Below are 23,160 nucleotides of genomic sequence, written 5' to 3' on the forward strand. Positions count from 1 at the left end.
GTGAAGACGACGATGATGTTCCGCAACATTGCCAACCCGCGGCGCACGACGCTGGTGCACCTCAAGGACGCCGGCGAACTGGCGGCCCCGGAGCAGCCGGAGCACTCGCTCGACCTGCCGGCCCAGACCGCCAACCCCCGGCGCACGGTCCTGATGGAGATCCCGGTCTCCGCGGCCAAGTAACCGTAGCGCGCCCGGATCACCGCCCCGCGGGGAGGTGGCCCGGGCGTACGGCGCGAGGCGCGAGCCCCTCCCCGCGTTAGCCTGGAGCGTCACACTCCAGCCGGCCGAGTAGAGGGGCGCCAGGATCCCGTGCGCATCGCCAGATTCTCCATCGACGGGAACGTCGCCTTCGGCGCGGTCGAGGGCGACAGGCCGGACGAGCTCGTCCTCGACATCATCAAGGGCATCCCCTTCGCGGACTTCCAGCTCTCCGGTACGAAGGTCCCGCTGAGCAAGGTCAGGCTGCTGCCCCCGGTGCTCCCCAACAAGGTCGTGGCCTTCGGCCGCAACTACGCGGAGCACGCGCGCGAGCTGGGCAACGAGGTCCCGGACGCCCCGTTCGCCTTCTTCAAGCCGTCCACCTCGGTGATCGGTTCCGGCGACGAGATCCAGTACCCCTCCTTCTCCGCGGACGTCCACCACGAGGCCGAACTGGCCGTCGTCATCGGCCGTATGTGCCGCGAGGTCCCGCGTGAGCGCGTCAAGGACGTGATCTTCGGCTACACCTGCGCGAACGACGTCACCGCCCGCGACGTCCAGAAGCGCGAGAAGCAGTGGGCGAGGGCGAAGGGCTTCGACACCGCCTGTCCGCTGGGCCCCTGGGTGGAGACCGGCATGGACCTCGAAACGGCCTCCGACCTGACGATCCAGCTCACCGTCAACGGCGAGCAACGCCAGCTCGGCCGCACCAGCGAGATGGTCCACTCGATCGAGGACCTGATCGTCAACATCACCGAGGCCATGACGCTGCTCCCCGGCGACGTGATCCTCACGGGCACCCCGGCAGGCGTCGGGCCGCTCACCGTCGGCGACGAGGTCGCCGTCACCATCGAAGGCATCGGCACTCTCACCAACAAGGTTGTCAAGCGTGGCTAGCGCACCCGTCCCCGCCGTCCGAGTACGGTTCTGCCCCTCGCCCACCGGTAACCCCCATGTGGGCCTGGTCCGCACCGCCCTGTTCAACTGGGCCTTCGCCCGGCACCACCAGGGCACGCTCGTCTTCCGCATCGAGGACACCGACGCGGCCCGCGACTCCGAGGAGTCCTACGAGCAGCTCCTGGACTCGATGCGCTGGCTGGGCTTCGACTGGGACGAGGGCCCCGAGGTCGGCGGCCCGCACGCGCCGTACCGCCAGTCGCAGCGGATGGACCTCTACAAGGAGGTCGCGCAGAAGCTCCAGGACGCCGGCCGCGCCTACCACTGCTACTGCTCCACCGAGGAACTGGACGCCCGCCGCGACGCCGCCCGCGCCGCAGGCAAGCCGTCCGGCTATGACGGCCACTGCCGCGACCTGGCCGACGAGCAGGTCTCCGCGTACGTCGCCGAGGGCCGTACGCCCATCGTCCGCTTCCGCATGCCCGACGAGACGATCACCTTCACGGACCTGGTCCGCGGCGAGCTGACCTTCACCGCGGAGAACGTGCCGGACTACGGGATCGTACGAGCCAACGGAGCACCGCTCTACACGCTCGTGAACCCGGTCGACGACGCGCTGATGGAGATCACGCACGTCCTGCGCGGCGAGGACCTGCTCTCCTCCACCCCCCGCCAGATCGCCCTGTACAAGGCGCTGATCGAGCTGGGAGTCGCGAAGTCGGTGCCCGCCTTCGGTCATCTGCCCTACGTCATGGGCGAGGGCAACAAGAAGCTCTCCAAGCGCGACCCGGAGTCCTCGCTCAACCTCTACCGCGAGCGTGGCTTCCTCCCCGAGGGCCTGCTCAACTACCTCTCCCTCCTCGGCTGGTCGCTCTCGGCCGACCAGGACATCTTCACGATGGACGAGATGGTCGCGGCCTTCGAGGTGGCCGACGTGAACCCCAACCCGGCACGCTTCGACCTGAAGAAGTGCGAGGCGATCAACGCCGACCACATCCGCCTCCTGGACGTGAAGGACTTCACGGAGCGCTGCGCCCCCTGGCTGCGGGCCCCGTTCGCCCCATGGGCGCCGGAGGACTTCGACGAGGCGAAGTGGCAGACGATCGCCCCGCACGCCCAGACCCGGCTCAAGGTCCTGTCGGAGATCACGGACAACGTCGACTTCCTCTTCCTCCCCGAGCCGGTCGCCGACGAGGCGTCCTGGGCGAAGGCGATGAAGGAGGGCTCCGACGCCCTGCTCCGCACGGCCCGCGAGAAGCTGGAGGCGGCCGACTGGACCTCCGCGGAGTCCCTGAAGGAGGCCGTCCTGGCCGCCGGTGAGGCCCACGGCCTCAAGCTCGGCAAGGCCCAGGCCCCGGTCCGCGTCGCCGTCACCGGCCGCACGGTCGGCCTGCCCCTCTTCGAGTCCCTCGAGATCCTGGGCAAGGAGACGACGCTGGCCCGGATCGACGCGGCGCTGGAGAAGCTGGCCGCGTAGCCACACGCGCGTGTGGGGCGGCACCGGATCACCGGTGCCGCCCCTTCGGCGTTCCCGGCGGCTCTGGCGGAACGGCAGACCGGCAGACGTGGCCCCGGCCGCGGCGTTACCGTCGGATCATGAGCATTCGGGCCGTGGTGTGGGACGTCGACGACACGCTCTTCGACTACTCGGGGGCCGACCGCATCGGAATGCGGCTGCACCTGACGGCCGAGGGTCTCCTGGCGGAGTACGGCACCGTCGACGAGGCCATCGTGCGCTGGCGTGCGATCACCGACACCCAGTGGGCCCGGTTCGCGGCCGGGGAGGTCGACTTCCAGGGGCAGCGGCGGGACCGTGTGCGGGTGTTCCTGGGGCAGGAGCTGACCGACGCGCAGGCGGACGCCTGGTTCCAGCGGTACATCGCGCACTACGAGACCGCCTGGGCCCTGTTCCCGGACGTCCTGCCCGTCCTCGACGCCCTCGCCGCGAGCCACCGGCACGCGGTGCTGTCCAACTCCAGCATCCGGGTCCAGGACCACAAGCTGCGCGTGCTCGGTGTGTACGACCGCTTCGAGGTCATCCTGTGCGCCGCCGAACTGGGCGTCTCCAAGCCCGAGGCCGGCGCCTTCCTCGCGGCCTGCGAGGCCCTGGAACTGGCTCCGCACGAGGTGGCGTACGTCGGGGACCACCCGGAGATCGACGGCCGGGGCGCCGCCGAGGCCGGGCTGCTGTCCGTCTGGATCGACCGGTACGGCGGTGTGCACACGGACGCGACCGCGCCGACCGGTCCGCACCGCATCGCTTCGCTGGCCGAACTCCCCGCGATCCTCGGCGCGGATACCCGTTTTGGAGCCCCGTCCACCTTCGGGTAATGTTCTTCCTGCGCCGCCGGGGAGCGGGCCGAAAGGCCGGGAACCGGGGGAGCACACTAGAACAAGATCCCTTCAGGGGCTTGAGTTCCAGTGGCCTATGGTGTAATTGGCAGCACGACGGTTTCTGGTTCCGTTAGTCTTGGTTCGAGTCCAGGTAGGCCAGCTCGCAGAGCTCATCTGCACAAGCGGAGACCAGCTCCGCAAAGCCCCCGTTGTGTAGCGGCCTAGCACGCTGCCCTCTCACGGCAGTAGCGCCGGTTCGAATCCGGTCGGGGGTACAGATCCTTCCCGGAGGGTCAGTAAGGGTCGCACCCACTGACGCTCATGCAGGATCGCTAGGGCCCCCGTTGTGTAGCGGCCTAGCACGCTGCCCTCTCACGGCAGTAGCGCCGGTTCGAATCCGGTCGGGGGTACGCATTTCGTTCAATCGCATTGGTCTATGGTGTAATTGGCAACACTACGGTTTCTGGTACCGTCATTCTTGGTTCGAGTCCAGGTAGACCAGCTTGGATCTGCGGCGTTGTACGTCAAGCGCCTGCAGGTTCGCTAGGGCCCCCGTTGTGTAGCGGCCTAGCACGCCGCCCTCTCAAGGCGGTAGCGCCGGTTCGAATCCGGTCGGGGGTACATCGAGCGAGGCCCTCCACTTCGGTGGGGGGCCTTCGCCGTTCCCACCGGCTCTACTCGAAGCCGTAGCGCCGGCTCGACTCCTCCTCCTGGGCCAGCCGGTGCAGCGCCTGCAGCAGCGGTTCGTTGAGGATCGCCCCCAGGATCGCGAACTCGACCCGCTCCGCCTCCGACGGATACGTCTCCAGGTTGTCCAGGTCGAGGACGGCCGTCCGGCGCATCAACTCGGCGTACGGCGCGAGCTGTTCGGCCCCCCAGTCGTAGCCGAGCCTGCGGAACGCGGCCACCGCCGCCACCAGCGAGCGGTACGCGGGGGAGATGGTCGTGAGCTGCTTGGTGTTCTCCCAGCCGAGGCGGTCCAGAAGGGTGCCGATCTCGTGCTGCGCGGCCCGGACGTGCTCGTCGTCCTCGCTCGGCTCCGGGACCTGCGGCAGCGCCCACAGTGCGGCGCCGAGGCGGATCGTGCGGCCCAGGGAGTCGTCGTCCACGTGCCCGAGCACCTCGCGCACCTTCGTCACCGGTACCCGGCCCACCTGGATCATCGCGCGCACCAGCCGCAGCCGGCGCAGATGCTCCTCGTCGTACTCGGCGGTCGTCGCGTTGATCTGGTGACCGGGCGCCAACAGGCCTTCGCGCAGGTAGTACTTGATCGTCGCGGTGGACACACCGCTGCGCTCGCTGAGTTCGGCCAGTCGCACCTCTTGCCCCACCTCTCGGATACCGGCACTATCCAAGCACGCGCACTCGGATAGTGCCGCTCACCAACCAGGGGGTCCCATGTTCGGGAACAAGGTCACCGCAGGCCGCACCACCGCGTCCGTGGACGGGGACGCGGTGGTTCTGCTGATAGGTATGCGCATCAACCACTTCTGGGCCGTGCACCACTGGTTCCCGGTCCTGACGGCGATGCCTCGGATGCTGCGGGAGCTGTCACGGGCGCCGGAACGGGGACTGCTCGGACACGTACTGCTGACGGCGTCACCGCGGACGTACTACGTCGTCCAGTACTGGGAGTCGAAGGAGAAGCTGTACGCGTACGCGCACGCCCCGGACATGTTCCACCGCCGGGCGTGGGCGATCGTCAACCGCAAGGAGAAGGCGGGAAAGGCCCGGCAGCACGTGGGGCTGTGGCACGAGACGTATGTGGTGCCCGAGGGCTCGTACGAGTCGATCTACGCGGACATGCCCGCGTTCGGCCTGGCGGCCGCGCATGGACAGGTGGCGGTGGAGCGCAGGGGGCGTTCGGCGAAGGAGCGGTTCGCCTACAAGTCCGGCACCACTCGGTAAGGGGCGCGGGGAACTGCGCGATCAGCCACGATGGCGGGTCGGACGGCGTACTGCCGGTGGTGGCGGATTCTTCGCCGTGCGCGCCCGTTGTGGGCTGGTCGCGCCCACGCGGCGGAGCCGCGATCGATACAGCCGCGCGCCCCTGAGCGGGTCGCCTCCTTGTCGGTCCGGAGCCTGCCGCGGCGTTGAGGCCGGCTCCTTTCCGACGTGGATACGACGATCCCGGTGACCTCAGCCCGTGCGGCGCAAAGCCTCGGAGAGGCGGGCGGCGGCGTCGATGATCGCCTGGGCGTGCATACGGCCCGGGTGGCGCGACAGACGCTCGATGGGGCCGGAGACCGAGACGGCGGCCACCACGCGGTTGGAGGGGCCGCGCACGGGCGCGGAGACGGACGCGACGCCCGGCTCGCGCTCGCCGATGGACTGGGCCCAGCCGCGGCGCCGTACGCCCGACAGGGCCGTCGCCGTGAAGCGGGCGCCCTGCAGGCCCCGGTGCAGACGCTCGGGCTCCTCCCAGGCCATGAGGATCTGCGCCGAGGAGCCCGCCTTCATGGTGAGCGTCGAACCGACCGGGACGGTGTCCCTGAGGCCGGAGAGGCGCTCGGCCGCGGCGACGCAGATGCGCATGTCGCCCTGGCGGCGGTAGAGCTGCGCGCTCTCGCCCGTGATGTCACGGAGGTGGGTGAGCACCGGCCCCGCCGTGGCGAGGAGGCGGTCCTCGCCGGCGGCCGCTGCCAGCTCGGCAAGGCGCGGGCCCAGAATGAAACGGCCCTGCATGTCACGTGCCACCATGCGGTGGTGTTCCAGAGCCACGGCCAGCCGGTGGGCCGTGGGTCGTGCCAGTCCGGTGGCCGCGACCAGTCCTGCGAGGGTGGCGGGTCCGGACTCCAGAGCGCTCAGAACAAGGGCTGCCTTGTCCAGAACGCCGACGCCGCTACTGTTGTCCATGAAACGATACTCACGTCTCACTCTGTGAAACGCAAGTTCCTTTTTCCGTGAGACGCGCAACCCTTGTAGGCACAGTGGCCCGCGGATCAAACGGGCCTGGCGGCGGGTGCCCGGGAACAGGGGCCGTGGGTGCCGCCTCCACAAGATCTTCTAGTTGGGTCGGCGCACCTCTGGCCGACCGGAGGGAAAGCGATGGGTAGGACACTCGCGGAGAAGGTCTGGGACGACCATGTCGTCCGGCGCGCCGAGGGCGAGCCCGACCTCCTCTTCATCGATCTGCACCTGCTGCACGAGGTGACCAGCCCGCAGGCCTTCGACGGTCTGCGCAAGAGCGGTCGCCAGGTGCGCCGGCTCGACCTGACCATCGCCACCGAGGACCACAACACTCCGACCCTCGACATCGACAAGCCCATCGCGGACCCGGTCTCCCGGGTCCAGCTGGAGACGCTGCGCAAGAACTGCGCCGACTTCGGGGTGCGGCTGCACCCGCTGGGCGACGTCGAGCAGGGTGTCGTGCACGTCGTCGGTCCGCAGCTGGGTCTGACCCAGCCCGGTATGACGGTCGTCTGCGGTGACTCCCACACCTCCACGCACGGCGCCTTCGGCGGTCTGGCGTTCGGCATCGGCACCTCCCAGGTGGAGCACGTGCTGGCCACCCAGACGCTGCCGCTGGTCCGCCCGAAGACCATGGCCATCACGGTCGACGGCGACCTGCCCGACGGCGTCACCGCCAAGGACCTGATCCTCGCGATCATCGCCAGGATCGGCACCGGCGGCGGCCAGGGCTACGTCCTGGAGTACCGCGGCTCCGCCATCGAGAAGCTCTCGATGGAGGCCCGGATGACCATCTGCAACATGTCGATCGAGGCCGGCGCCCGCGCGGGCATGATCGCCCCCGACCAGACCACCTTCGACTACCTCGAGGGCCGTCCGCACGCCCCCAAGGGCGAGGACTGGGACGCGGCCGTCGCGTACTGGAAGACCCTGAGGACGGACGAGGACGCCAAGTTCGACGCCGAGGTCGTCATCAAGGCCGACGAGCTGTCGCCGTTCGTCACCTGGGGCACCAACCCGGGCCAGGGCGCGCCCCTTTCGGCGGACGTCCCCGACCCTGCTTCGTACGAAGACGCCTCGGAGCGCTTCGCCGCCGAAAAGGCCCTGGAATACATGGGGTTGGAGGCCGGACAGCCGCTGCGCTCCATCAAGGTGGACACCGTCTTCGTAGGTTCGTGCACCAACGGCCGTATCGAGGACCTGCGCGCCGCAGCCGAGCTCGTCAAGGGCCGCAAAGTCGCCGACGGCGTACGGATGCTGGTCGTCCCGGGCTCCGCGCGCGTGGGTCTGCAGGCCGTTTCCGAGGGCCTGGACGTCGTCTTCAAGGACGCCGGCGCCGAATGGCGGCACGCGGGCTGCTCGATGTGTCTGGGCATGAACCCGGACCAGCTGGCCCCCGGTGAGCGCTCCGCGTCCACCTCCAACCGCAACTTCGAGGGCCGGCAGGGCAAGGGTGGCCGTACCCACCTGGTGTCGCCGCAGGTCGCGGCCGCGACCGCCGTGCTGGGCCACCTGGCCTCGCCCGCCGACCTGTCCGACGCCCCTGTCGCCGCTGGAGTCTGAGAGTCATGGAAGCATTCACCACGCACACCGGCCGGGCCGTCCCGCTGCGCCGCTCCAACGTCGACACCGACCAGATCATCCCTGCTCACTGGCTCAAGAAGGTGACCAGGGACGGGTTCGAGGACGGACTGTTCGAGGCCTGGCGCAAGGACGAGAAATTCATCCTCAACCAGCCCGAGCGCAAGGGCGCCACGGTTCTGGTGGCCGGCCCCGACTTCGGCACCGGATCCTCCCGTGAGCACGCCGTGTGGGCGCTGCAGAACTACGGCTTCAAGGCCGTGATCTCCTCGCGCTTCGCCGACATCTTCCGCGGCAACTCGCTCAAGAACGGCCTGCTCACGGTGGTTCTGGAGCAGAAGACGGTGGACGCGCTCCAGGAGCTCTCGGAGAACGACCCCGAGGCCGAGATCACGGTCGACCTGGAGAACCGCCAGGTGCGCGCCGAGGGCATCACCGCGAGCTTCGAGCTGGACGAGAACTCCCGCTGGCGGCTGCTGAACGGGCTGGACGACATCTCCATCACCCTGAAGAACGAGGCCGACATCGCCGCGTACGAGGCCAAGCGGCCCTCGTACAAGCCGCGGACGCTCCAGGCGTGACGCAGCCCCTCCTTCGGAGCAACTGAACAGGTCGAGTTTCGGCCACCCAACACCCCGCCGTACCCCCGATCAGCCCGATCGGGGGTACGGCCGTGTCTGCACCCGGACGGCCCCGCGCCGCGCGACACGCCCGCTCAACTTCCCACGTTAAGAAGGGTGTTGTCGGGGTACGCGTGCCTTGTAGCCGTGGCTTCCGCATGTGCCCGGAAGGCCGTTTGAGGCGGCAGTTGCACCCCTAGCAGGCGACAACTCGCCCCAGATGGCACAATCTGTGCATGGAACACGACGGCCAACTCGAGCTCTATGCGGCAGTCGCGGACCAACTCAAGGAAGCGCACGCAAGAGTGCGCGCACTGCAAGTCCCGGAGGGCGTACGGATGGCGCTGACCCGGAAGCTGCTGGTCATTACGGCCGCGGCCAAGCACGACGTCGTCGAAGCGACAAGGCGTCTGGAGCGGTTCACCGCTGACCTCGACGCGGGGCGAATCCCCGAAGAGGAACGCTGAACAAGTCCAGAGCAGCCGAGTTCGTTGCGGCACAAGGGTGATAAGCCCGTTTCGTGTTTGATTTGCGGTATATATCTGCCTAACGTGCGAAAAAGCCTGAACACTTTCGTTCTGGCAATGTCTCCGAAGGGGAAGACGTGAACAAGGCGCAGCTCGTAGAAGCGATTGCCGACAAGGTGGGCGGCCGTCAGCAGGCCGCCGACGCGGTCGACGCGGTCCTGGACGCCATCGTCCGCGCGACGGTGGCGGGCGACCGGGTCTCGGTCACCGGCTTCGGTTCGTTCGAGAAGGTCGACCGCCCGGCCCGTTACGCCCGCAACCCCCAGACGGGCGAGCGGGTTCGGGTCAAGAAGACCTCCGTTCCGCGCTTCCGTGCGGGCCAGGGCTTCAAGGACCTGGTGAGCGGCACGAAGAAGCTCCCCAAGAACGACGTCGCGGTCAAGAAGGCGCCCAAGGGCAGCCTGACCGGCGGGGCTTCGGCCACGGTCAAGAAGGCCGTCGCGAAGAAGGCCACGGCCACCAAGGCGGCAGCGGCCAGGAAGACCACGGCCACCGCGAAGAAGACGACGGCCAAGAAGACCACGGCCACCGCGAAGAAGACGACGGCCAAGAAGGCGCCCGCCAAGAAGGCGACCACGGGCACCGCCAAGACCGCCGCCGCGAAGAAGACGACGGCCAAGAGCGCCACCGCCAAGAAGGCCCCGGCGAAGAAGGCGACCGCCACGAAGGCGCCCGCCAAGAAGTCGGCGGCTCGCACCACCACCGCCAAGAAGGCCACCGCCCGCAAGAGGTAAGGGCACAGGGGCACTCACGCGCCGGGCCGGACTCCGTGACGGAGTCCGGCCCGCGGCGTGTTCAGGGGGTTTCAGCGGGGGGCTTCAGAAGGTCTGCAGGGTCACCAGGGTGATCGTGGAGTCCTCGACCTCGATGCGCACCCGCTGGCCGGGGCGCAGGAGCCTGAGCTCTCCCGCGTCGAAGGCCGGAGCGCCGAAGGGCATCGGGGTGCCGTCGTCCAGGAGGACCTGGCCGCTGCGGGTTTCGGGGTCGTAGGTGAACGCGGTTGCCTGCATGGCGGTCAGCGTAGTGCCCGCGGGTCCGTCGTGGGCGGTCGTGCTCACGTGGTGGAGCCGCGTACCCCCGGCCGGGTTTCCAGCAGCCCTTCCGTCGCCGCGGCCGTGTAGCGGCCCACTCCCAGCGCCAGCGCCACCCGCAGGTCCTCGCCGGTGTCCACGTCCTGGCGTACCGAGTCCACGTCGACGGGGCGCAGTTCCACCGCGCCCGACGTGCGGTGGCGCAAGCGGGAATCGACACCGAAGGCGGGCCGCAATTCCTTGCCCTGCGCGGAGGCCAGCAAGGTGGTCCCCACGCCCGCCGCGTCCGGGAGGAAAGCGCGGGGGAATTCCGCGGCCGCGTCGAGTACGCGGGCCAATTCCGCAGAACGCAGAGCCGGCAGATCCGCGTTCAGGGCCGCGAGGGCGCTTTCGGGGTGCAAAGACCGTACGAAGGCCGCCGCGTGCACCAGCGCCGGGTTCAGGCCGCCTCCTGGCTCGTCGCGGACGATGCGGGCGCCCAGTGCCGCCAGTTCGCGGCCGGCCAGGGCGTCGTCCGTGACTACCGCCACATCCCGCACCGCCGGGCAGGCCAGCGCGGCTGCCACGGTGTCCTGGGCGAAGGCGAGAGCCAGGCCCGGGCGCACCGCGTCGGGGGCGGTGTCCGAGAGCCTGCTCTTGGCCCGCCCCAGGGGCTTCAGCGGGATGACCAACGTCCACTGCACGAGCGTTCCGTCCTTGTCTTGTGGCGGCCATTGTCACTCAGTCGTCACGCGGCCCACCTGGCGGTGTCGGAGACGAGGCGTACGGTGTTCTCGACAGACCGGCGGCCTGGGGCGACACTTGTGCGGCCCCCAAGCCCAAGAGGAAGGTGTCCGCGTGCCCCGCCGCAGAATCGGCTTCTGGTACCGCCTCGCAGCGGTGATCGCCAAGCCGCCGCTCGTGGTTCTGATCAAGCGGGACTGGCGTGGAATGGAGCACATTCCGGCAGACGGCGGATTTATCACCGTGGTGAACCACAATTCGCACATCGATCCCTTCGCGTACGCGCACTTTCAGTACAACACCGGCCGCGTTCCGCGATTCCTCGCGAAGAGCGGTCTTTTCAACAAGGGATTCGTCGGCGTCATGATGCGCGGCACCGGGCAGATCCCCGTCTACCGCGAGACCACCGACGCGCTCAGCGCCTTCAGGGCCGCGATCGACGCCGTGGAACGGGGCGAATGCGTCGCGTTCTATCCCGAGGGCACCATCACCCGGGACCCCGACCAGTGGCCGATGACCGGGAAGACCGGCGCCGCGCGCGTGGCCCTCCAGACCAAGTGCCCGGTCATCCCGGTCGCGCAGTGGGGCGCCAACGAACTGCTGCCGCCGTACGCCAAGAAGCTCCACGTCCTGCCGCGCAAGACCTCGCGCGTCCTCGCGGGCCCGCCCGTGGACCTGTCGCCCTTCTACGACCAGGAGATGACCCCGGACCTGCTTCGGGAGGCCACCGTGGTCATCATGGCCGCCGTCACCGCCCAGCTGGAGCTGATCCGCGGCGAGAAGGCGCCCGACCTGGCGTACGACCCGCGCCGTGAGCGGATCGAGCAGCGCCGCCGGACCCAGGCCCAGAGCGGCCACGAGGGGGAGAGCACGTGAGCAAGCCCGTCAAGGCGGCCGTCTTCGGCACCGGTTCATGGGGTACCGCCTTCGGCATGGTGCTCGCCGACGCGGGGTGCGAGGTCACCCTGTGGGGGCGGCGCGCGGACCTCGCCGAAGCGGTCAACTCCACGCGTACGAACCCGGACTACCTCCCCGGCGTCGAACTCCCGGAGAACCTGAGGGCGACGGCGGACGCGGCTCGGGCCGCGCGCGACGCAGACTTCACCGTCCTCGCGATCCCCTCGCAGACGCTGCGCGCCAACCTTGCCGAATGGGCCCCGCTGCTCGCGCCGGACACCGTTCTCGTCTCGCTCATGAAGGGTGTCGAACTCGGCTCCGCCATGCGGATGAGCGAGGTCGTCGGGGACGTCGCCAAGGTCGGCGCCGACCGCATCGCCGTGGTCACCGGACCCAACCTCGCGCGTGAGATCGCCGCGCGGATGCCGGCCGCCGCCGTGGTCGCCTGCACCGACGAGGCAGTGGCCCAGCGGCTCCAGGCCGCCTGCCACACGCCGTACTTCCGCCCGTACACCAATACGGACGTGGTGGGTTGCGAACTGGGCGGTGCCGTGAAGAACGTCATCGGCCTCGCCGTCGGCATCGCGGACGGCATGGGTCTCGGCGACAACGCGAAGGGTTCGCTCATCACGCGCGGTCTCGCCGAGACGACCCGGCTCGGGCTCGCCATGGGCGCCGACCCGCTGACGTTCTCCGGACTCGCCGGTCTCGGCGACCTGGTGGCGACCTGCTCCTCGCCGCTGTCGCGCAACCACACCTTCGGCACCAACCTCGGCAAGGGCATGACCCTCCAGGAGACCATCGCGGTCACCAAGCAGACCGCCGAGGGCGTCAAGTCCTGTGAGTCCGTGCTGGATCTGGCCCGCAGGCACGGCGTCGACATGCCCATCACCGAGACGGTCGTCGGCATCGTGCACGAGGGCAAGTCCCCGGTGGTCGCCGTCAAGGAGCTGATGTCGCGCAGCGCGAAGCCCGAACGACGCTGAGCGACCCCGCTGAGGCGCGCTGTATCAGGGCTCTACCACCGGGTACCCTCAACGCGATATGAGCACCGAGAACCTCCCCCAGAGCCCTGAGCAGCCGTCCCGCAAGCCGCGCGTGGCCGTCGTGTTCGGCGGGCGCAGCTCCGAACACGGGATCTCCGTGGTCACCGCCGGCGCCGTACTGCGGGCCATCGACAGGACGAAGTACGACGTCCTGCCGATCGGCATCACGCGGGAGGGCCGCTGGTACCTCACCGCCGACGCCCCGGACCGGATGGCGATCACCGACCGCCGCACCCCGGACGTCGAGGAGTTGGCCGAGTCGACCGACGGCGGTGTGGTGCTCCCCGTCGACCCCGCGAACCGCGAAGTCGTCTACAGCGAGCCCGGATCGGTGCCCAAGGCGCTCGGAGAGGTCGACGTCGTCTTCCCCGTCCTGCACGGCCCCTACGGCGAGGACGGCACCCTCCAGGGCCTCCTGGAGCTCTCCGGTGTCCCGTACGTCGGCTCGGGTGTGCTCGCCTCGGCCGTCGGCCAGGACAAGGAGTACATGAAGCGGGTGTTCACCTCCTTCGGGCTCAAGGTCGGCCCGTACGTGGTGATCCGGCCGCGCGAGTGGGAGCGGGACGAGTCCGCCGCCCGCAAGAAGATCGTCGACTTCGCGGGCGAGCACGGCTGGCCGCTCTTCGTGAAGCCCGCGCGCGCGGGTTCGTCGATCGGCATCACCAAGGTCGACGACCTCTCCGGCCTGGACGAGGCCATCGAGGAGGCGCAGCGCCACGACCCGAAGATCCTCGTCGAGGCCGCGCTGCGGGGCCGTGAGATCGAGTGCGGTGTCCTGGAGTTCGAGGACGGCCCGCGCGCGTCGGTCCCCGCGGAGATCCCGCCGCCGCAGGAGCACGCGTACTACGACTTCGAGGCGAAGTACATCGACTCGACCCCGGGGATCGTGCCGGCACCGCTCACGCCCGAGGAGACGGCCGAGGTCCAGAGGCTCGCCGTCGACGCCTTCGACGCGGCCTCCTGCGAGGGCCTGGTCCGCGCGGACTTCTTCCTCACCGAGCACGGCGAGTTCGTGATCAACGAGATCAACACGCTCCCGGGCTTCACCCCGATCTCGATGTACCCGCAGATGTGGGAGAAGAGCGGCATCGCCTACCCGGAGCTGGTCAGCCGGCTGATCGAGGCGGCGCTGCGCAGGTCGACGGGGCTCCGGTAGCCGGTCGCCGCTAGTCGGCGATCCCTTCGGGGATCGCCTTCTTTATCGCCGGTGCCAGATCCACCAGCGGCGCCATGCCGTCCCCGGTGCGGCCCTTGGGGATCGTCACCTCGACGTACGCCTTCCTGAGCGTCGTGGTGAACCGGAACGACCCGCCGTCCTGCTTCTCCAGCAGCCACCCCACCCCGTCGACCTCGACCCCGTCGGCCTCCGGGTCGTCCATCTTCGAGGGCCGCACGACACCGCACCGCAGTATGATCGCCGGGTCACCCCAGCCCGCCGTCAGCGCGGACGCGGGCTCGGGATCGCGACGGCTCCGGCCGTCGGCCTTGGACGGCAGTACCCGGTCCAGTTCTCGGCAGAACTTCGCGACGCCCGCCTCCGGCGAGGGAACCACCGCCGACGCGCTGTCGTCTGCGGAGGAGCAGCCCGCGACCGTGATCAGCAGAGCGAACGCGGGCAGCCCGAGGACAGTGCGGCGCCGGTGACGGAAGAATTTCACCGGCCAAGGGTAGACGGGGACTACAGATGGACGACCGGGCAGGTCAGGGTACGGGTGATGCCGTCCACCTGCTGGACCTTGGCGACCACCATCCGGCCCAGGTCGTCTACGGTGTCGGCTTGGGCGCGGACGATCACGTCATACGGTCCTGTCACGTCCTCGGCCTGGATGACTCCAGGAATCTTGCTGATCGTCTCGGCGACGGTCGACGCTTTGCCGACCTCCGTCTGGATCAGGATGTACGCCTGTACCACGGAACCTCCAGGGCGGCCACGAGGATCATGTGGGGAAAAGGAACGCCACGGTATCGCGTCGTCGCTCGTCGCGGGGAGACCCGCGGGGGCGTGGACGCCCGCGCGGGGGTGCGGACACGACAGAAGTTCACGGTCCCCTCGACCGTATCGAGGACACTGATGACGCGCGACCGGGCACGGCACGGCACAGAAGGGGCGTAAGGGCCATGAAGGGCACTGTTGGTGAGCTCGGTGAGTTCGGGCTCATCAGGGAGCTCACCTCCCGTCTCACCACCACCCCGGCGGTCCGGGTGGGTCCCGGCGACGACGCCGCGGTGGTCGCCGCACCCGACCGCAGGGTCGTGGCGAGCACCGACATCCTTCTCGAGGGCCGGCACTTCCGCCGGGACTGGTCCACGGCCTACGACGTGGGCCGCAAGGCGGCCGCGCAGAACCTCGCGGACATCGCCGCCATGGGCGCCGTGCCGACCGCCCTGCTGCTCGGCCTGGTCGTGCCCGCCGAACTCCCCGTGACCTGGCCCTCGGAGCTCATGGACGGCCTGCGCGACGAGTGCCAGGTCGCCGGCGCGTCGGTGGTCGGCGGGGACGTCGTACGCGGGGACACCATCATGGTCTCCATCACCGCCCTCGGTGATCTGCGGGGCCAGGAGCCCGTCACCCGGGGCGGCGCGCAGCCCGGTGACCTCGTCGCGGTGACGGGCTGGCTGGGCTGGTCCGCGGCCGGGTACGCGGTGCTCGCCCGCGGCTTCCGCTCGCCCCGCGCGTTCGTGGAGGCGCACCGGCGCCCGGAGCCGCCGTACCACGCGGGACCGGCCGCCGCGGCGCTCGGCGCGACCGCCATGTGCGACGTGAGCGACGGACTGATCGCCGACCTCGGGCACATCGCCGAGGCCAGCAAGGTCCGCATCGACATCCGTTCCGGCGCGATCGACATCCCGACCCAGATGAACGACATCGGACAGGCCGTCGGCGTCGACCCCATCCAGTGGGTGCTGACCGGGGGAGAGGACCACGCGATCGTGGCGACCTTCTCGCCGGACGTGAAGCTCCCGGCCCGTTGGAAGGTGATCGGCGAGGTCCTCAACCCGTCGGCGCTGCCCCGGGTCACCGTCGACGGGGCGCCCTGGACCAGCAAGGGCGGCTGGGACCACTTCGGGGACATCGAGTCGTGAGGCCGTCGGTGCTCACGGTGGCCGGCTCCGACTCCGGCGGCGGCGCCGGGATCCAGGCCGACCTGAAGACCATGCTCGCGCTCGGCGTGCACGGTATGAGCGTCGTCACCGCGGTCACCGCGCAGAACTCCCTCGGCGTGCAGGGGATTTGGGAGCTGCCGGTGGACGCGGTGCGGGCCCAGTACCGCAGTGTCGTCGACGACATCGGCGTCCGGGCCGTGAAGACCGGGATGCTCGCCTCCGCCGAACTCGTCGAAGCGGTGGCCGAGTTGATCGCGGGCACGGACGCCCCGGCCGTGATCGACCCGGTCGGCGTTTCCAAGCATGGGGATTCGTTGCTGGCTTCCGAAGCGCTGGACTCCGTACGTCGCCGCCTGCTCCCCCTCGCCACCGTCGCCACCCCGAACCTCGACGAGGTCGCCCAACTCACCGGCGTCCGGGTCGAGTCGGAGTCCCGCATGAAGGAGGCCGCCGAGGCGGTCCTCGCGTACGGACCGGGGTGGGTGCTCATCAAGGGCGGCCATCTCGCAGGCGACGCCGTTGACTTGCTCACCGACGGCACCGAGGAGCACTGGCTGCGCGCACCGCGCCACGACAACCGGCACACGCACGGCACGGGCTGCACCCTCGCGTCCGCGATCGCCTCGCAGCTCGCGAAGGGACAGACCGTGCCGGACGCGGTGACCGCCGCCAAGGAGTACGTCACCGGGGCGATCGCCGCCGGGTTCGCGCTCGGCGGCGGGATCGGACCCGTGGACCACGGCTGGGCTCTCACGCGGCCGGGTACTCCGGCAGCTTGATGTTGGTCGCCGACTTCTCGGTGAGCCGCTTGAAGAAGGCCGACAGCGGGCGGGAGGCGAGCAGCCGGTACATCCGGTCCCGGCTGCGGATCCGCCGCTCGGTGGCCGGCGCGAAGAACGGGCCCGCGTTGCCCGAGGTCTTCTGGCAGCCCTTGGCGAAGTCGGTGATCCGCGCCTCGTAGGCGGCGAACGCCGTGCGGTGATCCCCGCCCGCCAGGGCGAGTTCACCGGCGAGGACGTACGCGCCGACGATCGCGACCCCGGTGCCCATCCCGCCCATCGTGGCCCCGTACCCGGCGTCCCCGAGCAGCGCGACCCGCCCGCTGGTGAGCCGGTCGACGTGGATCTGGGCGATCGCGTCGAAGTACAGGTCGTCGGCCGACTCCAGGGCCTTGAGGACGTTCGGCCCCTGCCAGCCCATCCCCGCGAACCTCTCGGCGAGGATCCGCTTCTGCGCGGCGAGGTCCCGGCGGTCGTACGACAGCCGCTCGGAACGGAAGACCAGCAGCGCGCCCGCGCGGTCCGGGTCGCCGTCGTAGTTGCCGAGGGCGATCGCGCGGCCGGGCTCGCTGTAGACCCGACCGGTGCGATCCAGGCCCAGGTCGTTGGGGACCTCGAAACCGGCCACGTAGTGGTCGAAGAAGCGCAGGTGACGGGACTCGTCGCCGAAGACGAGGGAGCGGGTGTGCGAGTGCAGGCCGTCCGCGCCGATCACCAGGTCGAAGCGGCGGGGCGCGCCGTGGTCGAAGGTGACGTCGACGCCGTGCGGGGTGTCGGTGAGCGTCGCCATGGAGTCGCCGAACACGTACTCGACGTGGTCCCGGGTGCGTTCGTACATGAGGTGCGCGAGTTCCCCGCGGAAGATCTCCACGTCGCCGCTCATCATGTCCGACGGCAGGTCCACCTTCGGGGCGCCGTCCGCGTCGACGACGATCTGGCGGCCCATGCGGGTCTGACGGGCGTGGATCTCGTCCCAGATGCCCATCTCGGTGAGCACCCTGCGGTGGACGTGTCCCCGGAAGTCGACGGCGAAGCCGCCGCGGCGCAGCTCAGGCGTCCTCTCGACGACGGTGACACGGGCGCCGTACCGCAGGAGGTTCAGCGCGAGCGCGGGGCCGGCGACACTGGCGCCGGAGATCAGGACGTTCAGGTGACCGAGGTCGTGCGTCTTGTTCGTCATGCACGGCAGCCTCCAGTGGAGCGCTGACCGTCCTCCTACCGTCCGCTGACCGCCGCTGACCGAAGGGCGCGCCCCTGCTCGAAAGCCTTGCCGTAGTCCTCGGCAGACAGCCTTCGCCGTACGTCCTTCCTCGTCCGTACGACATCGGGATCGCCCTCTGCCGAGGCGCCCCGCAGGCCCTCGGCCGCGCCCAGGAGTTCGGCCGCGCGTTCGGGACGCGGGGCGACGGAGGCCAGGGCCTCGGCGACGGCCGCGAGGGCGTTGACGTCGAGGGTGTCCAGGGTGTGGGTGCGGGCCTGCTCGAACCAGTCGCGGGCCTCGTCGAGGTCGCCCTCGGCGGCGGCCGCGCGGCCGAGCCCGATGAGGATCAGGACGGTCTCGCCGACGCTGAACCAGTTCGCCGCGCAGGCCTCCAGGGCGCTTTCGTAGTGCACGCGCGCGTGCGCGGTGTTCCCGCTCGGGGATGAGTTCCCTGAGAGCCGGGCCGCGTCGCCGAGACCGCGCCGGGCGGCCGCCACCTTGTCCGGGGCACCGGCCGCGCGGGCCAGGTCCGCGGCGCGCGTGAAGTGCGCCACCGCTTCCTCGGTGTCGCCGCGGTACAGCAGCGCGGTGGCCCGGGAGCGCAGCAGGTCGGACGTCTCCTCGGGTGCGTCCAGTTCCTGGACGTACTCCAGGCCTTCGTCGAACAGCTCCAGGGCACGGTCGTACGCGCCGCGCCGGACCGCGAAACCGCCCAGCGGATCCAGGCAGTTGGCCATGCCCCAGCGGTCGCCGGTCGTACGGAAGCCGGCCAGGGCGCGCTCGAAGGTCGCCTCGGAGGCCACGGGATCGCCCATGAACTGCGTCTGGTAGGCGAGCCCCAGGTCCAGCAGTGCGCGGCCCCACGGCTCGTCGCCGACCTGGACGGCGCGCAGGCCGTCGGCCACCGCGTACTGCGGGCCGCTCGTCAGCGACCACAGCACCATGGTGAACGGCAGCCGCAGCGGTTCGTCCAGGGCGTGCATGAGGATGGACACGCGCGCGATGCGGTCGGGTTCGGCGGGGTCGTCGCCGCGGCCCGTGACGGTGTTCATCAGGCACAGGGCGTACTCCTCGGCCAGCCCCGGGGGAGGGGCATCACCGACCGCGGCGAGCAGGGCACGGGCCAGGGGCACCTGCTCGCCGTGCGGGGCGCGCAGCCGCCAGAACCACGACAGGGCGGCCATCAGCCGCAGGGCGTCCTCGGGGGCCGTGGCCACGAGGTGGCGCAGGGCGGCGTCCAGGTTGTCCCGTTCGGCGTCCAGGCGGGCCAGCCAGGGGAGTTGTCCGCCTCCGCGCAGCGCCGGTTCGGCGCGCTCGGCCAGCCTGAGGAAGTACCTGGCGTGGGCTTCCCTCAGGGGCCGCTCCCGGGAACGCCGCTCGGCGGCGAAGGCGCGGATCGTCTCCAGCATCCGGTAGCGGCCCTCGGTGACCTCCAGGAACGACTTCTCCACCAGCGAGGCCAGCAGATCCTCCGGACGCGGGGTCGCGCACACAGCCTCGACGGCATCGAGTCCGGCCTCGCCCGGGAAGACCGTCAGCCGCGTCGCGAGTTCCCGCTCGTCGTCGTCCAGCAGGTCCCAGCTCCACTCCACGACGGCACGCAGGGTGCGGTGCCGGGGTGCCTTGGAGCGGTCCCCGCGGGACAGCAGCCGGAACCGGTCGTCGAGGCGGTCCGCCAGCTCGTCCGGGGTGAGGGTGCGCAGCCGGGCCGCCGCGAGCTCGATCGCCAGGGGCAGCCCGTCCAGGGCCGCGCAGATGTCGGCCACACGCGTGTGGTCCTCGAATCCCGGGCGGACGGCCCGGGCGCGGTCCAGGAAGAGCCGGACCGCGGGCTCGGGCGGCAGCGGTGGCACGGGCACCACGACCTCGCCGGTGATGCCGAGGAACTCCCGGCTCGTGGCGAGCACGCGAACACCCGGGCAGGAGGCGAGAAGCCGTGCCGTGAGCAGGGCGGCCTCTTCGACGAGGTGCTCGCAGTTGTCGAGCACGAGGAGCGGCTCGCGGTCCTCCAGCGCGGCCAGCAGCCGGTCCGTCCCGTCGGTCGCCGGGGTGCGGAACCCGTCGCGCACCCCGAGAGCGGTCAGGACGGCGTACGGGATCTGGGTGCCGTCGGTGAGCGGTGCGAGTTCGACGAAGCACACGTCCGCGTGGGCCCGCGTGGCCTCGATCACGAGCCGGGTCTTGCCCGCGCCGCCGTGGCCGGTGAGCGTGACCAGCCGGGCCTCGGACAGGGACCGCGCGATCAGGACGAGCTCGCTCTCACGGCCGACGAAACGGGTGAGCTGGGCGGGGACACTCCTCCGGCGCTCGGATCGCCGTCCCTGCAGCAGTTCCAGGTGCAGCGCCGACAGCTCGGCCGAGGGATCGGCGCCCAGTTCGTCGACGAGCGCCCGCCGGGCCTCCTCGAACACCGTGAGCGCCTCCGCCGGCCGCCCGTCCGCGTACAGGGCCCGCATCAACTGCCCGTACAGCCGCTCGCTCAACGGGTGGTCCGACAGCAGCGCCCGCAACTCCGGTACGAGTTCCGGGCCGCCGCCGAGCGCCAGATCCGCGTCGATCCGGTCCTGTACGGCCGCCAGCCGCAGCTCCGCCAGCCGGGCCCGCTCGGCATGCGCGTCCGGGAGGTCGGGGAGGGCGGGACCGCGCCACAGGGCGAGCGCGTCCCGTAGGGCGGCCGCGGCCTGCCGGTGATCTCCGGCGGCGAGAGCGACATGGCCGGCCGTGCACAGCTGTTCGAAACAGTGGGCGTCGACCGTGTCGGAGGGGACGGCGATGCGATAGCCGGCCGGTGTCGCCTCGATCTCCGTGTACGGGGCCAGACGCCTGCGGAGGCGGGAGATCTGGGACTGGAGGGCGTTGGCGGCTCCGGCGGGCGGCTCGGCGCCGTAGAGGCCGTCGGTGAGGCGTTCCACGGAGACCGTACGGCCCGCGTCGAGGAGCAGGAGCGTGAGCAGGGCGCGGGGGCGGGGGCCGCCGGGGTCGACACAGGCGTCGCCGGTGCGTACCTCCAGGGGGCCCAGGATGCCGAAGCGCATGGCGGCGATTGTCGCAGGCCGCCGTGTGCCGCGGGTTTCCTACGGGGAGGGGTTCCTTCGGGGTGGCCTTCGAGCACAACAGAAGGCCGGCCCACCCTCGGGTGGACCGGCTCTGTAGCGAACCAGCAGAGGCCGCGCGCTTCAGCTGTGCGTCAGCGCGAGACCTTGCCGGCCTTGATGCACGAGGTGCAAGCGTTCAGGCGCTTCGGCGTCCCGCCGACCACGGTACGAACGCGCTGGATGTTCGGGTTCCAGCGACGGGACGTACGGCGGTGCGAAAACGAGATGCTGTTGCCGAAGCCCGGCCCCTTGCCACAGACGTCGCAGTTGGCAGCCACGGGTCACTCCAAAGACTTCAGATGCACTTACGGTGGATCCCGGCGGGCCGGGATCGAGATCGTAGGATCAGAGATCTGAGTGGCGCTGCCAGGGGGATTGGCCCGATCTGCATCGGGCAACCGGAGCAGCATACAACGACCGCGCCAGTAGAACGAAACTACCATGGCTGATCAGGCACTCACTCCCGGCCCTCTTCCGGCGGACACCCGCCCGGGGTCTACGCTGCGTCCAGTCCAGCAGCCCGAGGAGGCGCAGGTGGCGCAGGTGCCGCAGACATTCTTCGATGCTCTCGCGGTACGCACCTGGTGCGGCCTCTCGCTGCGGGCCCTGGGGCTGGCGCGCGAGGAGATCGACGCGATCAACGTCTACCCCGTCGCCGACGGGGACACCGGCACCAACCTGTACCTGACGGCGGAGTCGGCGGCCGGGGCCGTGGAAGCCGTGTTCGAGGCGCACGACGCCCATGGACAGGGGAAACCGACTCTCGCCGACGCCGCGCGCGCGATGGCCCACGGAGCCCTCATAGGCGCCCGCGGCAACTCGGGCACGATCCTCGCCCAGCTGCTGCGCGGCATGGCCCAGGTACTGGCCGCCGACAGTGGGGCGGCTCACACGGACGGCCAGGGGCTCCGGCTCGCCCTGCGGCACGCCGCCGACTCCGCCCGCCAGGCCGTCGCCCACCCTGTCGAGGGCACGGTCCTCACGGTCGCCGCGGCCGCCGCCGACGCGGCCGACAGCGCGGAGGGGGACTGTGGGACGGTCGCACGGGCCGCCTATGACGGGGCGCGTGCCGCCCTCGCCGCGACACCCGGCCAGCTGGCCGTCCTGGAACGGGCGGGAGTGGTGGACGCCGGCGGACGGGGGCTGGTGGCGGTGCTGGGGGCGCTGGTGGAGACGTTCACGGGGGAGACGCCCCGTGCGGTCCCCGTGATGTCCGTGATCTCCGGGACGCCCCTGGAAGCCTCCCCGGCCTCCCCTGAGGAGTGCGCGGAGGCTCTGGACGCCGATGGTCCCGCCTTCGAGGTGATCTACCTCCTGGAGGCCGACGACACGGCCGTGGCGCGACTGCGGGAGCGGCTCGACGGGCTCGGGGACTCGCTCGTGGTGGTCGGCGGCGACGGCCTGTGGAACGTCCATGTGCACGTCGACGACGCGGGCGCCGCCGTGGAGGCGGGCGTCGAGGCGGGGCGGCCGTACCGGATCAGGATCACGCACTTCGGCCTCGAGGACGTCCACACCACCGGCGCCGAACGACCGCCCCGCGAGCGCGCCCAGCGGGCCGTCGTCGCCGTCGTGCCCGGCGAGGGCCTGGCCGGCCTGTACACCGAGGCCGGCGCGACCACTGTGCTCGCGCGCCCCGGGGAGCCGCCCGCGAGCGGGGAGCTCGTGGCAGCCCTGCGGCGGGCCCACGCGCGCGAGGTCGTGCTGCTGCCCAACGACGCCGACCTGCGCCACACCGCGGCCGCCGCGGCCGAGCAGGCCCGCACGGAGGGCATCCGGGTCGCGCTGATCCCGACGCGCTCCGCGGTCCAGGGCATCGCGGCGCTCGCCGTGCACGAACCGGAACGCCGGTTCGACGAGGACGTCGTCCAGATGACCTCGGCGGCCGGCGCGACCCGCTACGCCGAGGTCGCCGTGGCGGAACGCCAGTCCTGGACCATGGCCGGCATCTGCCAGGCCGGTGACGTCCTCGGCCTCATCGACGGGGACGTGGCCGTCATCGGCTCCGACGTCACCGCCGCCGCCGAGACCGTCCTGGACCGGATGCTCTCGGCGGGCGGCGAGCTGGTCACCCTCGTCCTGGGCGACGACGCCCCCGAGGCCGTCGCCGACCACCTGGAGGCACGCGTACGGGAGTCGTACCTCGCCGTGGACACGGTGGTCTACCGGGGCGGACGGCAAGGGGCCGTCCTGCTCATCGGGGTCGAATAGGC

General features: G+C 70.7%; 24 protein-coding genes and 5 tRNA genes. 20 read left to right on the forward strand and 9 right to left on the reverse strand.

The window, feature by feature from the left end:
* The 9 genes from ACFYRX_RS42875 (at position 1) to ACFYRX_RS42915 (ending at position 4,053) form a co-directional block, all read left to right on the forward strand.
* The gene (locus ACFYRX_RS42875; protein ID WP_389112351.1) at positions 1–183 is read left to right on the forward strand and encodes a hypothetical protein; all 183 of its coding nucleotides are present in this window, start codon (positions 1–3) and stop codon (positions 181–183) included.
* 129 nt (positions 184–312) lie between these two features.
* The gene (locus tag ACFYRX_RS42880; RefSeq protein WP_389112352.1) at positions 313–1,098 is read left to right on the forward strand and encodes a fumarylacetoacetate hydrolase family protein; all 786 of its coding nucleotides are present in this window, start codon (positions 313–315) and stop codon (positions 1,096–1,098) included.
* Positions 1,091–2,575 (forward strand): glutamate--tRNA ligase, encoded by a 1,485-nt coding sequence (gltX, locus tag ACFYRX_RS42885; RefSeq protein WP_389112354.1) that lies wholly within the window; start codon positions 1,091–1,093, stop codon positions 2,573–2,575. Before ACFYRX_RS42880 ends, gltX begins: the two co-directional genes overlap by 8 nt.
* 119 nt (positions 2,576–2,694) lie before the next feature.
* Positions 2,695–3,429: an HAD family hydrolase gene (locus tag ACFYRX_RS42890; RefSeq protein WP_389112356.1), complete on the forward strand. Its 735-nt coding sequence runs from the start codon at positions 2,695–2,697 to the stop codon at positions 3,427–3,429.
* A gap of 91 nt (positions 3,430–3,520) precedes the next feature.
* Positions 3,521–3,592 (forward strand) — tRNA-Gln (locus tag ACFYRX_RS42895).
* Positions 3,593–3,634: 42 nt separating this feature from the next.
* A tRNA-Glu gene (locus ACFYRX_RS42900) sits at positions 3,635–3,707 on the forward strand.
* Positions 3,708–3,769: 62 nt separating this feature from the next.
* Positions 3,770–3,842: transfer RNA gene (locus ACFYRX_RS42905), tRNA-Glu, on the forward strand.
* A 20-nt stretch (positions 3,843–3,862) separates the two neighbouring features.
* A tRNA-Gln gene (locus tag ACFYRX_RS42910) sits at positions 3,863–3,934 on the forward strand.
* A 46-nt stretch (positions 3,935–3,980) separates the two neighbouring features.
* Positions 3,981–4,053, forward strand: a tRNA-Glu gene (locus ACFYRX_RS42915).
* 53 nt (positions 4,054–4,106) lie between these two features.
* Here the strand turns inward: ACFYRX_RS42915 and ACFYRX_RS42920 are convergent.
* Positions 4,107–4,751 (reverse strand): MerR family transcriptional regulator, encoded by a 645-nt coding sequence (locus tag ACFYRX_RS42920; protein ID WP_389112358.1) that lies wholly within the window; start codon positions 4,749–4,751, stop codon positions 4,107–4,109.
* A gap of 79 nt (positions 4,752–4,830) precedes the next feature.
* On the opposite strand from ACFYRX_RS42920, the gene ACFYRX_RS42925 reads away from it, so the two are divergent.
* Positions 4,831–5,340 (forward strand): DUF4188 domain-containing protein, encoded by a 510-nt coding sequence (locus ACFYRX_RS42925; protein ID WP_389112359.1) that lies wholly within the window; start codon positions 4,831–4,833, stop codon positions 5,338–5,340.
* A gap of 231 nt (positions 5,341–5,571) precedes the next feature.
* Here ACFYRX_RS42925 and ndgR read toward each other — a convergent pair whose 3' ends face one another.
* Positions 5,572–6,288, reverse strand: coding sequence for an IclR family transcriptional regulator NdgR (ndgR, locus tag ACFYRX_RS42930; protein ID WP_328750791.1), 717 nt, complete (start codon positions 6,286–6,288; stop codon positions 5,572–5,574).
* Between the two features lie 192 nt (positions 6,289–6,480).
* Between ndgR and leuC the strand changes: the two genes are divergently transcribed.
* The 4 genes from leuC (at position 6,481) to ACFYRX_RS42950 (ending at position 9,804) form a co-directional block, all read left to right on the forward strand.
* Positions 6,481–7,905, forward strand: a complete 1,425-nt coding sequence (gene leuC, locus ACFYRX_RS42935; RefSeq protein WP_389112361.1) for a 3-isopropylmalate dehydratase large subunit — start codon at positions 6,481–6,483, stop codon at positions 7,903–7,905.
* Between the two features lie 5 nt (positions 7,906–7,910).
* A complete protein-coding gene (leuD, locus tag ACFYRX_RS42940) occupies positions 7,911–8,504 on the forward strand; it encodes a 3-isopropylmalate dehydratase small subunit (protein ID WP_389112363.1) in 594 nt (197 codons plus the stop codon).
* Positions 8,505–8,779: 275 nt separating this feature from the next.
* Positions 8,780–9,010 carry a hypothetical protein gene (locus ACFYRX_RS42945; RefSeq protein WP_028809826.1) on the forward strand — a complete coding sequence of 77 codons (231 nt, stop codon included), beginning with the start codon at positions 8,780–8,782 and terminating at the stop codon, positions 9,008–9,010.
* Between the two features lie 137 nt (positions 9,011–9,147).
* Complete coding sequence (locus tag ACFYRX_RS42950) at positions 9,148–9,804, forward strand: HU family DNA-binding protein (protein WP_389112365.1); 657 nt, start codon at positions 9,148–9,150, stop codon at positions 9,802–9,804.
* A gap of 84 nt (positions 9,805–9,888) precedes the next feature.
* On the opposite strand, the gene ACFYRX_RS42955 is transcribed toward ACFYRX_RS42950, so the two are convergent.
* Positions 9,889–10,080 (reverse strand): hypothetical protein, encoded by a 192-nt coding sequence (locus ACFYRX_RS42955; RefSeq protein ID WP_328750796.1) that lies wholly within the window; start codon positions 10,078–10,080, stop codon positions 9,889–9,891.
* Positions 10,081–10,124: 44 nt separating this feature from the next.
* Positions 10,125–10,784, reverse strand: a complete 660-nt coding sequence (cofC, locus tag ACFYRX_RS42960; RefSeq protein ID WP_389112367.1) for a 2-phospho-L-lactate guanylyltransferase — start codon at positions 10,782–10,784, stop codon at positions 10,125–10,127.
* A gap of 154 nt (positions 10,785–10,938) precedes the next feature.
* Here cofC and ACFYRX_RS42965 point away from each other — a divergent pair, with 154 nt between their 5' ends.
* The 3 genes from ACFYRX_RS42965 to ACFYRX_RS42975 are packed head-to-tail and all read left to right on the forward strand — an operon-like array spanning position 10,939 to position 13,923.
* Complete coding sequence (locus tag ACFYRX_RS42965; RefSeq protein WP_389112368.1) at positions 10,939–11,700, forward strand: lysophospholipid acyltransferase family protein; 762 nt, start codon at positions 10,939–10,941, stop codon at positions 11,698–11,700.
* Positions 11,697–12,707, forward strand: a complete 1,011-nt coding sequence (locus tag ACFYRX_RS42970) for an NAD(P)H-dependent glycerol-3-phosphate dehydrogenase (protein WP_389112370.1) — start codon at positions 11,697–11,699, stop codon at positions 12,705–12,707. The genes ACFYRX_RS42965 and ACFYRX_RS42970 overlap by 4 nt, the downstream gene beginning before the upstream one ends.
* A 58-nt stretch (positions 12,708–12,765) precedes the next feature.
* Complete coding sequence (locus ACFYRX_RS42975; RefSeq protein WP_389112372.1) at positions 12,766–13,923, forward strand: D-alanine--D-alanine ligase family protein; 1,158 nt, start codon at positions 12,766–12,768, stop codon at positions 13,921–13,923.
* Positions 13,924–13,933: 10 nt separating this feature from the next.
* On the opposite strand, the gene ACFYRX_RS42980 is transcribed toward ACFYRX_RS42975, so the two are convergent.
* Together ACFYRX_RS42980 and ACFYRX_RS42985 are read right to left on the reverse strand one after the other, a co-directional pair.
* Positions 13,934–14,425: a DUF3515 domain-containing protein gene (locus tag ACFYRX_RS42980; RefSeq protein WP_389112373.1), complete on the reverse strand. Its 492-nt coding sequence runs from the start codon at positions 14,423–14,425 to the stop codon at positions 13,934–13,936.
* A gap of 20 nt (positions 14,426–14,445) precedes the next feature.
* Entirely contained in the window at positions 14,446–14,679 is a 234-nt protein-coding gene (locus ACFYRX_RS42985; protein ID WP_003997603.1) for an Lrp/AsnC family transcriptional regulator, read from the reverse strand.
* A gap of 206 nt (positions 14,680–14,885) precedes the next feature.
* Between ACFYRX_RS42985 and ACFYRX_RS42990 the strand changes: the two genes are divergently transcribed.
* Both ACFYRX_RS42990 and thiD read left to right on the forward strand, forming a co-directional pair.
* Positions 14,886–15,851, forward strand: a complete 966-nt coding sequence (locus ACFYRX_RS42990; protein ID WP_389112375.1) for a thiamine-phosphate kinase — start codon at positions 14,886–14,888, stop codon at positions 15,849–15,851.
* On the forward strand, positions 15,848–16,651 hold the full coding sequence (gene thiD, locus ACFYRX_RS42995) for a bifunctional hydroxymethylpyrimidine kinase/phosphomethylpyrimidine kinase (RefSeq protein WP_389112377.1): 804 nt from the start codon (positions 15,848–15,850) through the stop codon (positions 16,649–16,651). Before ACFYRX_RS42990 ends, thiD begins: the two co-directional genes overlap by 4 nt.
* Here thiD and ACFYRX_RS43000 read toward each other — a convergent pair.
* From ACFYRX_RS43000 to rpmB, 3 genes are all read right to left on the reverse strand, one after another.
* Positions 16,623–17,831, reverse strand: coding sequence for an FAD-dependent monooxygenase (locus ACFYRX_RS43000; protein ID WP_389112379.1), 1,209 nt, complete (start codon positions 17,829–17,831; stop codon positions 16,623–16,625). The two genes, thiD and ACFYRX_RS43000, sit on opposite strands and share 29 nt — an antisense overlap.
* A 35-nt stretch (positions 17,832–17,866) precedes the next feature.
* A complete protein-coding gene (locus tag ACFYRX_RS43005; protein WP_389112380.1) occupies positions 17,867–20,887 on the reverse strand; it encodes a BTAD domain-containing putative transcriptional regulator in 3,021 nt (1,006 codons plus the stop codon).
* 152 nt (positions 20,888–21,039) lie between these two features.
* Entirely contained in the window at positions 21,040–21,225 is a 186-nt protein-coding gene (rpmB, locus tag ACFYRX_RS43010; protein WP_360525973.1) for a 50S ribosomal protein L28, read from the reverse strand.
* Positions 21,226–21,481: 256 nt separating this feature from the next.
* On the opposite strand from rpmB, the gene ACFYRX_RS43015 reads away from it, so the two are divergent.
* Positions 21,482–23,158 (forward strand): DAK2 domain-containing protein, encoded by a 1,677-nt coding sequence (locus ACFYRX_RS43015; RefSeq protein WP_389112382.1) that lies wholly within the window; start codon positions 21,482–21,484, stop codon positions 23,156–23,158.
* Positions 23,159–23,160: the final 2 nt, after the last annotated feature.

The sequence above is a fragment of the Streptomyces sp. NPDC005374 genome, from assembly GCF_042872225.1.
Taxonomy (GTDB): Bacteria; Actinomycetota; Actinomycetes; order Streptomycetales; family Streptomycetaceae; genus Streptomyces.

Bases quoted from the DNA above. Each gene is read 5' to 3' on its own strand.
- ACFYRX_RS42890 (WP_389112356.1), top strand. From the start codon at position 2,695: ATGAGCATTCGGGCCGTGGTGTGGGACGTCGACGACACGCTCTTCGAC.
- ACFYRX_RS42925 (WP_389112359.1), top strand. From the start codon at position 4,831: ATGTTCGGGAACAAGGTCACCGCAGGCCGCACCACCGCGTCCGTGGAC.
- ndgR (WP_328750791.1), bottom strand. From the start codon at position 6,288: ATGGACAACAGTAGCGGCGTCGGCGTTCTGGACAAGGCAGCCCTTGTT.
- leuC (WP_389112361.1), top strand. From the start codon at position 6,481: ATGGGTAGGACACTCGCGGAGAAGGTCTGGGACGACCATGTCGTCCGG.
- leuD (WP_389112363.1), top strand. From the start codon at position 7,911: ATGGAAGCATTCACCACGCACACCGGCCGGGCCGTCCCGCTGCGCCGC.
- ACFYRX_RS42945 (WP_028809826.1), top strand. From the start codon at position 8,780: ATGGAACACGACGGCCAACTCGAGCTCTATGCGGCAGTCGCGGACCAA.
- ACFYRX_RS42955 (WP_328750796.1), bottom strand. From the start codon at position 10,080: ATGCAGGCAACCGCGTTCACCTACGACCCCGAAACCCGCAGCGGCCAG.
- ACFYRX_RS42975 (WP_389112372.1), top strand. From the start codon at position 12,766: ATGAGCACCGAGAACCTCCCCCAGAGCCCTGAGCAGCCGTCCCGCAAG.
- ACFYRX_RS42990 (WP_389112375.1), top strand. From the start codon at position 14,886: ATGAAGGGCACTGTTGGTGAGCTCGGTGAGTTCGGGCTCATCAGGGAG.
- ACFYRX_RS43000 (WP_389112379.1), bottom strand. From the start codon at position 17,831: ATGACGAACAAGACGCACGACCTCGGTCACCTGAACGTCCTGATCTCC.
- ACFYRX_RS43005 (WP_389112380.1), bottom strand. From the start codon at position 20,887: ATGCGCTTCGGCATCCTGGGCCCCCTGGAGGTACGCACCGGCGACGCC.